Origin of the sequence: Gilliamella sp. GillExp13 (assembly GCF_001690815.1) — a bacterium.
Lineage (GTDB): Bacteria > Pseudomonadota > Gammaproteobacteria > Enterobacterales > Orbaceae > Gilliamella > Gilliamella bombi.
The window spans coordinates 1-13,120 of the sequence record NZ_LZHJ01000073.1 but is presented as its reverse complement, the minus strand read 5'-3'; the positions used below and the strand labels follow the sequence as shown (position 1 = coordinate 13,120).

The 13,120-nt window shown below is 34.8% G+C and carries 11 protein-coding genes and 1 pseudogene; 4 read left to right on the top strand and 8 right to left on the bottom strand.

What is annotated here, in order from left to right:
- Positions 1–291 precede the first annotated feature (291 nt).
- The 6 genes and pseudogenes from A9G37_RS13175 to yejK all read right to left on the bottom strand — a co-directional run bounded on the left by A9G37_RS13175 (position 292) and on the right by yejK (position 6,167).
- A pseudogene (locus A9G37_RS13175) lies at positions 292–1,278 on the bottom strand (DUF4132 domain-containing protein).
- A gap of 92 nt (positions 1,279–1,370) precedes the next feature.
- The gene (locus tag A9G37_RS12145; RefSeq protein WP_141671074.1) at positions 1,371–2,345 is read right to left on the bottom strand and encodes a HEAT repeat domain-containing protein; all 975 of its coding nucleotides are present in this window, start codon (positions 2,343–2,345) and stop codon (positions 1,371–1,373) included.
- A 77-nt stretch (positions 2,346–2,422) separates the two neighbouring features.
- Entirely contained in the window at positions 2,423–3,277 is an 855-nt protein-coding gene (locus tag A9G37_RS12140; protein WP_081297662.1) for a hypothetical protein, read from the bottom strand.
- Positions 3,270–4,031 (bottom strand): hypothetical protein, encoded by a 762-nt coding sequence (locus A9G37_RS12135; RefSeq protein ID WP_141671073.1) that lies wholly within the window; start codon positions 4,029–4,031, stop codon positions 3,270–3,272. The genes A9G37_RS12140 and A9G37_RS12135 overlap by 8 nt, the downstream gene beginning before the upstream one ends.
- Positions 4,032–4,277: 246 nt before the next feature.
- Complete coding sequence (gene nfo / locus A9G37_RS05235) at positions 4,278–5,120, bottom strand: deoxyribonuclease IV (protein WP_065574841.1); 843 nt, start codon at positions 5,118–5,120, stop codon at positions 4,278–4,280.
- Positions 5,121–5,162: 42 nt separating this feature from the next.
- The gene (yejK, locus tag A9G37_RS05230) at positions 5,163–6,167 is read right to left on the bottom strand and encodes a nucleoid-associated protein YejK (protein ID WP_034911615.1); all 1,005 of its coding nucleotides are present in this window, start codon (positions 6,165–6,167) and stop codon (positions 5,163–5,165) included.
- Between the two features lie 398 nt (positions 6,168–6,565).
- Between yejK and A9G37_RS05225 the strand changes: the two genes are divergently transcribed.
- Positions 6,566–7,945, top strand: coding sequence for an MATE family efflux transporter (locus A9G37_RS05225; RefSeq protein WP_034911619.1), 1,380 nt, complete (start codon positions 6,566–6,568; stop codon positions 7,943–7,945).
- A gap of 118 nt (positions 7,946–8,063) precedes the next feature.
- Here A9G37_RS05225 and A9G37_RS05220 read toward each other — a convergent pair whose 3' ends face one another.
- Positions 8,064–8,930, bottom strand: a complete 867-nt coding sequence (locus A9G37_RS05220; RefSeq protein ID WP_034911624.1) for a YicC/YloC family endoribonuclease — start codon at positions 8,928–8,930, stop codon at positions 8,064–8,066.
- A gap of 160 nt (positions 8,931–9,090) precedes the next feature.
- Between A9G37_RS05220 and rph the strand changes: the two genes are divergently transcribed.
- The 3 genes from rph to A9G37_RS05205 all read left to right on the top strand — a co-directional run bounded on the left by rph (position 9,091) and on the right by A9G37_RS05205 (position 12,533).
- A complete protein-coding gene (gene rph, locus A9G37_RS05215; RefSeq protein ID WP_034911627.1) occupies positions 9,091–9,807 on the top strand; it encodes a ribonuclease PH in 717 nt (238 codons plus the stop codon).
- Positions 9,808–9,820: 13 nt separating this feature from the next.
- Positions 9,821–10,468 carry an orotate phosphoribosyltransferase gene (pyrE, locus tag A9G37_RS05210; protein ID WP_065574840.1) on the top strand — a complete coding sequence of 216 codons (648 nt, stop codon included), beginning with the start codon at positions 9,821–9,823 and terminating at the stop codon, positions 10,466–10,468.
- A 280-nt stretch (positions 10,469–10,748) separates the two neighbouring features.
- Complete coding sequence (locus A9G37_RS05205) at positions 10,749–12,533, top strand: DUF262 domain-containing protein (RefSeq protein ID WP_065574839.1); 1,785 nt, start codon at positions 10,749–10,751, stop codon at positions 12,531–12,533.
- Between the two features lie 404 nt (positions 12,534–12,937).
- Here A9G37_RS05205 and A9G37_RS05200 read toward each other — a convergent pair.
- Positions 12,938–13,120: integrase core domain-containing protein (locus tag A9G37_RS05200; protein WP_141671072.1), on the bottom strand; the 183-nt coding region annotated here is incomplete at its 5' end.

Sequence of the window (13,120 nt, the reverse complement as noted above, 5' to 3'; positions counted from 1 at the left end):
TCTTTTTTATTCTTTCCGGCTTGTAATAATACGAAAATTTGGTATCTTTCCTTCCTAGAAAGGTGATTATAATACATAGCAATCTCCAAACTGTGGTGGTGCGAAGGTGCTAGTATAAATCACCTTTCTACTTTCTTCACTCCACCGTGTTTAAAATTGCACTTCATGTTTGAATCCAGGCCTCCCAATCAGGATCAAAGCCACTACACGCATTTGCAACCGCCATATAGTTAGCATAACCTTCAGCGAGTAACACTGGCGGCAATTTATTGAGTGCTATTGCTCTATCTTTTAAGCCCGGCTTTTTACTAAAATAGAGGTCAAAAAGCGCAACTGGAATATTTTCTTCTGGTACCATGCTGCCAACTCAATATTAATATACAGGTTAAGACTAGCAAAATACTTATAATAACCATAAAAACAACCCGCATCTTCAACATTATCACGCTTATAATCCAATTTGGTTAAAATACCACGTATCGTGAAACTATCAGTTACCCAACCTAGACGTTCATCAATAATGTCATCTTTAACTTTACTTATATCTGGTAATGAATGAGTCAATTGATCAAATAGCTCGGAGACTTTGTAATCTTTAAGGTGATCTTGCCATTTTACTGTGATATCACTTGGCAACACAGCAGAATGGGCAAGGGTAATGCGATTACCTTCATTGAGTTCTATTTCTTCATCTTCAGTTGTAATTAAGCTACCATCCTCAGTTGGTCTAAAACTATTTACTATCTGTCCATTTTCATCTAATTCAAACTAGATTAAACGTTGAATAAGCTGTCCTACGATAGGATGTGGCTGTAGGTATTTTTGCCAATCCTCTACCCGCCATTGACGCTGTGTACACATAGCTTCATAAAAGCGGGTAATTTGCATATTGAGCAATTGAGTTAGTTCTTTTTTACTATTGGAAAACTGTTTTTTCGCCTCTTTCACTAAGGCTTGATCTTCGCTTTTTCGGGCTTCTGGTAAGGATTTAATTTCGTCACCATCTGCATTTTTTAAATGCCATTTAAACTTATCATCAAAAGTAGCCGTAAATGTGCGTTCACCATAATCAAGGGTTAACACTCCATTATCATCTAGTCCTGCCGTAGATATGGTGCGATCAGCTAGTTCATCAGTAGTCCAGCCATTGCGTTCTGCAATACTTTCTACCAATAAGCGGGCTTTTTCTTGTACAGATGCAGCACGATAACCGCGAGCAAGCGATAGCAAGAGTTGCGTGATCAACGGATCATCACTTTGAGCAAGCGGTTCAAGCATCGCTTCAATTTGCGCTCGTCGTTGTTGATGATCTTTCATAAAACTACGTAATAACGAAACTGCAATGTGACCTTTAATACCACTGGTTAATGCTAATAATCCTTTCGCTTTAATGGCTGAACCAAGATAGACTGCCAAAGCCTCTTTTTTATCTCTTCAAATACTTGTTCAAAAGTAATATTGGCATAACTAGGGTAGTATTGGGGGTATTGGGGGTATTGCTGGTAGTAGCCAATATATCGCTGCAATCGCTTATCGGCTAATGAATTGACTTTTGCTTCGGCATCTTCCACCGTTGGCATTCGCGTATCTTGCTTAATAAAGCTTTGTAAAATAAATTCGCCTAATTGCTGTTGGCTTTGCTGACTTAATAAGCGACTATAAATAATTAACAATGGATTAGCTGGATCTTTTAATTTGACCGCTAACCACGCCCACCATTCAATAATTTGAGGATCAACTGTATCACCGTCTTTCCATGTTAATGGTGGAATTAGATTTTTATCAAACCAGTCAAAATCAGCAGGTTTTTTACCTTTTAAGCCTTTTTGTGCATCGGTTAATAATTTTTTAACGGTTAGATGTTGACTAATATCTTCGCCTAATTTTTCTAAAGCGACTAATAAAGCAGCTTGTACAGTTTCGCGTTTTTCTTTTTTTAAGGCATTATTTAATGCTTTAATTGAAGATTTTTGTCCTAACTCTGCTAACCAATTAGCGGCGGCAATTCGCACCTCTTGCTTTGCTGATGTTAAAGCTTGTTCAACTTGGCAATGAATATTAGTAATCACACTTAAAGCGTTTTGTGCGGCATAGCGTACTTGTTTACTTTCGCCCAAAGCTAATTCAAATAGATAAGCAACATATTTAGTTGGAATATTTGGGAAAGTTTGTAATATTTTAATGGTACTTTCTTTATCAACATTAAGATAAGACCAGGCTTCTTGTTTGGGAGCAAAACCTAAGGCCTCATCAAGCAAAAATTCGTTTTCAGCAAAAAATGGCCATAATTTGTGTGGTTCATTTTCATAGACATCGTGATAGGTATCTTTGGTTAAAAATGGCACAGCAACGACATAGGGCACATGTTGAGAATAATTGATTTTTACTAATACATCAGCGATTTGTCTAAGATCTAATTTTTTTATAAATTCATTTTTTCATATAATCTTTCGAAATAATAAACGCCTTTTTCTTTATTAGTTAATTGAGTCGCTCGTAATAGATGAAAAAGCGTAAATTCAGGTAGATTCTGTAACCTTTTTTTGGCTAATAAAAATGTAATATCTATATTTTTATTGATTTTTTTGAGTAACGCCGAATATTCAATCTTACCATTTAAATAGTGATAGACATCATCTAAATCCTGTGAGGTAATCGTTTTTAACGTTTTATAGTATTTTCTTGCCCAATTATATGGATAGTTATATTTTTTGTTATCTTCAACTTCTTTTTGTGCCGCTTTTTCACTTTCGATTAAGTGCTCTTCATAATTTTGCTGCAAAATATCACGAGCAATAATGGGTAAATCAATATCATTGATTGGCTCAAAATCAGGAATGATTAAAGTCGCTTGTTGTTCGGCTGTATTTGCACTTTCAAGTCGTGATAAAGCACTTTCGATCGCAGCTATGACCGTTTTGTTGGTTTCGTTAGCCAAGGCTTGTTGTAAGATTGTCGGATCAGAAGATATTCTAGCCTGTAACACGGCAGCATGACTACGCTGCTTAACTGTGCCAGAAGTTAACAAACGTTGTAAATGGGGCTTTACTATTTCGACAGGGGAACTAAGTAACATTTCAGTTGCTAGCTGATTGACTTGTTTGGAGCTATTTAATGACTGCACAGCAATAAAATCAATCAGTGGCATTTGTAGTTCAGGATGCTTTCGAATATATTTTAATTGTTCGACTTGCCCTAATATCGCAATATCTTGATTCGGTAATTGTTTGAATAATTCGATATGCTCAATAACATAAGGTAATAGACCATTAATCATAAAGAAATATTGAAAAACAGCTGCGATATGTAATATTTTGGCGGTCAAAAATAGCAAATAATAACTTTTTACCTAATCCTGATTCCTCAATCTCTAACAACTCATGTAATTGTTTAATTGACCAATTTTTTCGCTCATCAATCCGATCTTCATTGTCACAACAAATCGGTAACGTAGTAATCAATCCATCATATAACAGATATAAAAACCAAGAGGGTAACTCTGGTGTAATTAGTTTAATAAAACGTAAATTACCACATAACGCCGTTAAAACTCGTGCAAAACGGATTATCTGTTCAAAAGTATAATCATCAGTCCAACGCTGATAAAAGGCCATTCTTGCCTTTTCGGATGAATTGGGTTTGTCACAAATATCTGTATGACGAAGGTCACAAGGTCTTCGAAGTAACTCATAAAGTTTAGTAGCCGTGTTTGAAGACTGACACAATTGATTTAAATCAACTAATACATTTAGTTCATCACCCTGTAGGATATATTGAGTAATGCGCGTTGGCATGGTTTTATCCAGTTCTTTTACTGGTTCAAATATAGTGGTAATTAATTGTTGTGATGATAATTCATTTATTTCATATTCCTTTCTCTCCCATTCAGGATCAAATCCGCTACATGCCTTGGCAACCGCCATATAATCAGCATAATTTTCTGCTAGTAACACTCGATGAATTTTACTAATTTCTATAGTATGGTAGTGCCAATCCTGCTTTTGGCTGAAACTAACATGGTAAAGCACCACAGGAATGTTTTTTCGGGCACATAGCTGCAGCTAAACTCAATATTAATATAAAATTGATTATCGAAAAAGTATTTATAATAACCATAAATGCATGCCCCATCTTCGATATTGTTTCGTTAATAACCGAATTTGGTCAAAATACAACGTAGAGTAAAGCTATCAGTTAACCAGCCTTTACGGTCATCAATTGTGTTATTTTTAATTGTATCCACATCACCGATAACAAAAGGTGTAACGCTTTAATAACTATTGACATTGCTCCTTTAACCAACTTATTTCGTGTGCCCAAATATCGGGATCAATGGTTTCTAAAATAAGGGGAATTTCATCAATTCTTGGATCTTGCATGATATATTTAAATGCAGTTTCACCAATATTACCTTTGCCTAGGCTATGATGACGATCGACATGGCTGGCAAATTCGCTTTTGGCGTCGTTTAAATGCATGCCTCGCAAGTATTGAAAACCTACAATTTTTTCAAATTCGGCAAAGGTTTCTTGGCAGGCTTTTTCAGTACGCAAGTCATAGCCAGCAGCGAAAGCGTGGCAAGTGTCAATACAAACGCCAACTCGGCTTTTGTCTTCAACTTGGTCAATGATTTGCGCAAGATGTTCAAATTTATAGCCTAAGTTAGAGCCTTGTCCAGCCGTATTTTCAATAACAGCAACCACATTTTGTGTTTTGTCGAGCGTAATGTTTATCGATTCGGCAATGCGCGATAAACATTCATCAACCGAAATCTGTTTTAAGTCACTACCTGGGTGAAAATTAAGTAATGTCAGTCCTAGCTGTTCGCACCGTTGCATTTCGTCTAAAAAGGCAGTGCGAGATTTTTCGAGCTGTTCTCGATCTGGATGGCCTAAATTAATTAAGTAACTATCGTGCGGTAAGATCTGTTTGCTAGTAAAGCCATACCTTTCGCAACGTTTTTTGAAGCTGTCGATGGTGGCTGTTTCAAGCGGTTTGGCGTGCCATTGTCGTTGATTTTTGGTAAATAACGCAAATGCGGTTGCGCCAATTTGATAGGCGTTAATTGGGGCATTGTCTACCCCACCTGCTGCACTTACATGTGCACCAATGTATTTCATTTTTTGTCCTAATGATGTTGTTAGTTTATGATTAGCGGATAATTAGTTTGAGCCGCTATTGCGTTGTAGCTGATCACGCAAATTAGGTGGCACACCTTTAATAACCAGTGAGTCAGTCTGTGGATCCCATTTTATACGTTCACCTAACAAATTTGAATCGAAGCTTAAGGTTAATCCGCCACCGCTGCCCGAGAATTTTTTAAGTTGGCGCAAAGCACTACGATCAACGGGGAAAGTATCTTCTAAATCGTATTCACTATTTTTGACAAATTCAATAAAGTTGTTATCGTCACTTGTTGGAAGTTCGTTGGCCAGATTTTTTAGTTCAATTTCTTCACCAGCTTGTAATTGTGCTTGGCAGTAATTGTAGACGCTTTCACGTGCGTTGGTTTTGTCTTGTTTGTCAAATTGCATTTCTTGGCAGTAATCATCTACCGCTTTAACCAGTGTTTTGTTTTGTACTTTCGCATCTAATCCTTCATTAGCACCTAGGTAGTCCATAAAAAAGTCAGATACTTTTCGCCCTACTCGTCCTTTTAAAAAGGTTAAATATCGTTTTGAGTCGGCTTGGGTTTCCCATTCGGTCATGTCTATACGGGCAATAATATCGGCATGGTCAATGTCTAGATATTGCGTTTCGCTAATATCTAGGTCTTCATTAACTAACATACTTAAACAACTATTTAACACCGCAATAATTAAGTATTCAACCGCCAAATAACGATATTGGCAAAACACCACCGTTCCTCCTTCTGCAAAAGGATATTTGGCAAGTTCGTTGCGTAGTTGTTTGGTTGATTCTTGGCTGAAATGTAAGAAATCTTGATTGCCTAGCCGTAGTTCTTTTAGTGATTGTTCAAATAAGCTTTCGCTATTAAATAATCCATAGGCTTTGCTTTTGTTATTATAGATGCGATTGATATCTTCAATTAGATTAACAACCGCTTGCTCGTTGTTGAGCATTGAGTCACGAAGTTGTAATTCAATTTCAGTGTCGCTTTTTCTAATTAATTTATGCAGTATGATCTTTTCTATTTGTACGCTCATTGGTGAGGTTCCTATTGGATCGCTATAATCATTAAGGACATTATTTTATCAAAGCGCTGAAAAAGTGCTATTAACAATTTGCCAGTCTGTTAAACTAGCACCGTTAAATTGCATAAAATCTATACTGAAACGTATAGTTACCTGAAACTTTTTGACAAGATTTAACTACACGTAAGCGCAGTTGTGATAGCAAGGTTTAGATAATTGCTATCGGTTATAATCATTAAAATTAAGAAATAAGTAAAAATCGAAAACTGAATTTATTATTTTGCTAATATACCTAACAAGCAATTTGGGAGTATCATTATCAATGTAAATAATGATTATACTTTTTTATACTGAAACGTATAGTTACCTGAAACTTCTTTACAATATTTATCAACGGAAAATTAAAAGCAATGGCTCACTCTATTGATGTTTATAATGATTTTAAAAATAAAAAAATCAGTGCACTATTTTGGCAATATGCGCTACCAGCAGTGATTGGAACGATTGTTAATACACTTTATAATATTATTGATGGCATTTTTATTGGCCATTGGATCGGGCGCGAGGCGTTAAGTGCTGCTGGTCTTATTTTACCTGTGATGAATTTAGCAGCAGCAATTGGTATGTTAGTTGGAATCGGTTCGGCCAGTCGGATTTCAATTTTTTTAGGTCGTGGAGAAAACGACAAGGCCGAAAAAGTCGCTGGTACGTCGTTTATGCTAACTGCAGTACTGAGTGGTTTTACGCTGTCAATGCTGCTTATTTTTATTGATCCCGTGTTACGTTTTGTCGGTTCTAGCCCTGTTAACCATGTTTATGCTAGAGAGTTTTTAGAGATTTTTCTACCCGGTAGTATCTTTTTGACCCTCACTTTTAACTACAACAATATGATGCGTGCAAGTGGTTACCCTTTTAAAGCCATGGTAACTATGTTTGTCAGTGTGATTGCCAACATTATTTTGGCACCAGTTTTCATTATTGGTTTAGGTTGGGGAATGCGTGGGGCAGCACTAGCAACGACGTTTTCAATGATGATTAGCTTTGCATTTGTTATGCAACATTTTTTAAATAAAAACAGTAATATCAAACTGTATCGCCGTAATTTTAAGCTTGATTTTTCAATTGCAAAATCGGTTATATCAATCGGTTTATCGCCTTTTTCAATGCAAATGGCGGCATCAATCGTTGTAGTGTTTATTAACTGGCAACTTAATCGTTATGCTCCACTTGCTAATGTGTCGGGCGATGATTCAATTGCTGCTTTTTCTAATGCTAACCGGCTTATTACTTTAGTGATTATGATTGTCATTGGTATCAACCAAGGTATGCAACCTATTATTGGTTATAATTATGGTGCTAAAAATTATGATCGCGTTAAAAAGACTTTCTTTTATGCTGTTAAAGTGGCTACAGTGGTGACTTCGCTCGGTTTTGTGTTAGGATTTTTTATTCCAGATATGTTGGTGCGAGCTTTTAGTTCCGAGGAAGATTTAGTGCAACTTTCGGCTATTGCATTACGATTTACTACACTCTCGTTTATTTTTGTTGGCTTTCAAATGGTTACCACTAGCTTTTTCCAATGTATTGGTATGGCAAAAATTTCGATTTTTCTAAGCCTTTCAAGGCAAATTTTGATTTTGTTACCAGCACTTTATATTTTACCATTATTTTGGGGTTTTGATGGTGTTTGGGCTGCAGCCCCAACAGCCGATCTGTTATCAACTGGTACAGCTTGCCTTGTGCTTTATTGGTATTTTAAATCACTCAAAGCAAGAAATTATTGTAATTAACACAGCTTTTAAACTGATCAATTAAATAAAAAGATAATGATAATTCCAATATAAATGCAAAGAAAATTACATTTATATTGGAAGAATGTACTAATAAGCAAGTGTTAACATAATAAAATTACTCAATATTTTGTACTTGCTCACGAATTTGTTCTATAAGGACTTTTAATTCAATCGCACTGGCGGTCACATCAGCATTAATTGATTTAGAGGCAATAGTGTTAGTTTCTCGATTAAACTCTTGCATCATAAAATCTAATCTACGACCTATCGCTTCGTTTTTCTTTAAGATCGAATAAGTTTCTTTAACATGTGTCATTAGACGATCAAGCTCTTCTGCAACATCAATTCGCTGGGCAACCATCACTATTTCTTGCTCTAGGCGAGAATGATCCAGTTCAATATTAGCTTCAGCCAATTTACTTTTTAAACGTTCTTTGTGCCATTCAAGTATTTGCGGCATCCAATTACGAATCTTATCCACTTCTACGGTAATGGCTTCTAAACGTTTAGCAATTAAATCACTAAGCGCTTTACCTTCGCGTTCTCGAACAGCTTTAAACTCGTCGATAGCTGTATCAAGTAACGCTAGGATTTCTTGTGATATGCTGTCAAGATTTTGTTCTTTTGCCGACAATACGCCTGGCCAACGAAGTACATCAATCGGGTTAACTTGTCCTGATTGATGCTCTGTTTGAACCCAATTAGCGGCATTTAAAATTTGCTTAGCAAGATCTTTATTTAACGAAAGTTCTTGATTTTGCGCTGCAGGATCTAATTCAAAGCGTAAATTACATTCGACTTTACCACGAGTTAGACGATTACGGAGTCGTTCACGTATCATCGGTTCAAGTGAACGAAACTGTTCTGGTAGACGGATATAGGTTTCTAAATAACGTTGATTAACTGATCGGAGTTCCCATGAGGCGGTTCCCCAAGATTGATTTAACTCCTTTCTGGCATAGGCGGTCATACTGGAAATCATAATTGCTTCCTAAATTTGTAAAAAACTTGCTGGGCATTGTACCACATATTCTGTATAATATGCTCTTAGCTTAGGCTAAACATCAACCTTATCTTGTTGATGTCCCCTTAAATAATTAGTTCAAAACGATATTTTTTAATTGTAACATCTGGAGAATTGCATGCGCCCGTCTGGTCGATCTGCGGAACAAATCCGCCCTATCAAAATAACCCGTCATTATACTAAGCATGCAGAAGGTTCTGTATTAGTTGAGTTTGGTGAAACTAAAGTACTTTGTAATGCCACTATTGATGAAGGTGTGCCGCGTTTTTTAAAAGGTCAAAACCAAGGTTGGGTAACCGCTGAATATGGTATGTTGCCTCGTGCAACCCATTCACGAACTCAACGCGAAGCGGCTAAAGGTAAGCAAACCGGTCGCACTATGGAGATTCAACGCCTTATTGCTCGTTCTCTACGTGCAATGGTCGACCTTAAATTATTAGGTGAATATACCATCACGTTAGATTGCGATGTTATTCAAGCGGATGGGGGCACTCGAACTGCGTCAATTACTGGTGCTTGTGTGGCACTAAATGATGCAATCAATAAAATGGTTACAGATGGTAAAATTAAGCAAAATCCAATTAAATCATTAGTTGCAGCTGTTTCTGTCGGTATTGTCGATGGCCAAGCAGTATGTGACTTAGAATACATAGAAGATTCAAACGCTGAAACCGATATGAATGTTGTTATGACTGACGATGGTCGTATGATTGAAGTGCAAGGCACTGCTGAAGGCGAACCTTTTAGTCATGACGAATTATTAAAACTGTTAGAGCTAGCAAAAAATGGCATCAAAACTATTATTGATGCACAAAAACAGGCCTTAAAAGATTAATTGGAGAGGATCGATGAAATCATATAAAAGTGAATTTATTGAATTTGCATTAAATAGGCAAGCATTAAAGTTTGGTGAATTCACCTTGAAATCGGGACGCAAAAGTCCCTATTTCTTTAATGCAGGATTATTTAATACAGGTAAAGATCTGGCTTTATTAGGTCGTTTTTATGCAGCCGCACTAATGGATGCTAATTTAGAATACGATGTCATTTTTGGTCCAGCTTATAAAGGTATCCCTATTGTTTCATCAACCGTTGTTGCACTATCTGAACATCATAATGTTGACATTCCTTACTGTTTTAACCGTAAAGAAGCAAAAGATCATGGTGAAGGCGGTAATTTAGTAGGTAGTTCGATCTATCAACAACGCGTTATGTTGGTCGATGATGTTATTACTGCCGGAACTGCTATTCGTGAATCGATGAAAATATTAGCAGATAACCAATCTAAACTTGCTGGCGTACTGATTTGTCTAGATCGCCAAGAAAAAGGTCGTGGTGAACTGTCAGCAATTCAAGAAATTAAACAAACTTATCATTGCAATGTAATTTCAATTATTACGCTTGATGATTTAATCCAGTACCTCTATAAAGATCCAGCTCGAAAAGATCAAGTAACGCAAGTTGAAGCTTATCGGTCTGAATTTGGGATAAAGTAATAACAATTTACTTTTCTATATTTATAAAAACTAAAGCCTCGAAAAATGCTTTAGTTTTTCATGTTTTATCTAGAAATTTTTATTATCAGTAAGATAAATTCCACAATAAAATAATTGCTTTTATTTTTTAAAATTTAATCATCATATCAAGCCTTTTAAATTTTATTTATATTATTAATCATGATAATTAATTTATATGAAACAAGTAAATTGCTAGAATAATAACTAATAATCAAATGTTTTCAAATTAAATTAAATAGAAATATAAGTAGGTATAAATATGGAAGAATCTTTTAAACCCCGTAGTTTATCGATTAGTGAATTATTTGGTGATACAAAAAATCTTTATAAAATACCAAAGTATCAAAGACCTTATAAATGGGAAAGTGAACAAGTTGAACAGTTATGGGACGATATTTTAGAATCATATGAAAATGACGTACCAAATTACTTTCTTGGCTCTGTTATTACAGCAAATTCTTATGATGAACCTAATTCCCCTTATATTGATGTTGTCGATGGACAACAAAGATTAACAACGTTAATGATACTATTTTGCGTTATACGTGATTATTTTCCGAATCTTAATCTACATGATAATTTAAATCCCCTTTCTGTAAATATTGATATTATCCGTTCTGCAATAATCTTTAATAGCCGAGCTTCACGTTTAAGATTACACACTCATAGCTCTCATCAATCTGATTTTGAAGCGTATATTTTAAACGAGGGAGCAACAAAAATATTGCCTCCTCCATATAAATATCAAATTAAAAATGATCAAGAACCCAAATTTAAATTTATTAATACAGCACTAATTTTTAAAGAGAAATTAAATTCTTTACCTGAAAATAAACTTGGAGAGTTAATTAATTATTTGTTTTACCAAGTTAAAATTATACGTATCGATTGTACCAGTCGTGATTTTGCTATTAAATTGTTTCAGGTGCTCAATAATAGAGGTTTAGATTTAACTTCTGCTGACTTAATAAAAAGTTTTTTATTAGAAAAGCTTTATAAAAAATATAAAGATGATTTAGCCACTTCAAAATTAAAAGAAGATAGTTTTATGTCTGATTGGCGTGAAATGGAGCAGCTCATTAAACAATGTGACGATATAAGTTTAAATGATTTGTTTATTATTTACGCACATTATTTATTAGGCTCAAATCAAAAAAAATCATTCACTGAAGAGCTACAAAACTTATTCGAAAATCAAGATCCTAATCAAGTCATAGCCTCATTAAAACAATTTGTTATTAATTATTACGAAAAAATATATTGTTCAAAAGATAAAAATATTTATTCGTTCCAATATTTGAGATGGAGTAATTATTGGAAAGCGATATTAATGACAGCCATTACAACAAATTATAAAGATTTTGATGAATTAGTTTTTGAACTAAGACGCTTTTATTATTTATATTGGATTGCGGGAAAAACATTATCCCAAGTAAAGCAGACTTCTTTTAATGTCATTAAAGCACTGAAAGAAAAAAAACATATCAATTATTTAAAAGCAATCTTTTCAAATAAGTTAAATTCCGAAAAGATTTATGAATTAGCGATATCTCAGCTAACTTCTAATATGGTTGATAAAGAGGCATGGATTAAACCTCTTTTGATTTTAATTGAGTATGATCTAACCGATCAATCTAATCCTATTTTATTAAAACTTAATAATGACTTGCACCTTGAACATATATTACCTAAAAAATATAAGACTATTGCAGAATGGAATCATATCACCGAAGAAGTAAAAAACAGATGGTTACATAGTATTGCTAATTTGACATTATTAAGCGGTAAAAAAAATATTGATGCTAGTAATAATCCTTTCAATGTCAAAATGATCGTATATCAGGGTAATCATACTAATAACACGACTGCTTTTCGCCTTTCTCAAAAAGTATTAGATGATTTTAATCAAAAAACATTTGATCAACAATGGCATGAAGATGCATTAAAAGATCGTTATAATTGGATACTTGCACGATTAGAAAAATTATTAGCTATAGATTTTACATTAGTAAAGCAGATAGATACCCCAAAAATGGCAAAATAATGATCAATCAACTAATATGATGTGTAGGAATCAATTGCGTTGGTTATAGGAAATAGTCAGTTAAACTACTGTAATAAATTTTCGTAAAATAAAATTAACGCCGTATCACCAACAAGCGATATGGCGTTAATATCATAAAGAAAATTATTATCAATTTGAATAAACGTATTACGGCCATTCATTCAACCGTTTATAATACAAAAAGACTTCATGAAGCACTAACTCTCCCAGACATATCTTTATATATTTCTAAACCGCCTACACGGCAGTGAACTAACTGGATACTTGACACTTTCGCACCACTCTTTTCTAAACTGCCTACACGGCAGTGAACATGTCCTTCTAAAATCATGGGAGCTCCATTTGTAAATGCCCCAAACTTAGTACACAACTCACGTAGAAAATTAAGCTGCTTGTTTTAGTGTTTTATACTCAATCGGTGTCATGTTATTTAATGCCTCATGCGGTCTTTCGGTGTTATAAATCGTTAGCCATTCTTCGGTTATTCTCCTTGCTTGTGCTAAGTTGTTAAAAAGATATAAATCAAGTACTTCAGTACGATAGGTACGATTAAATCGTTCAATATA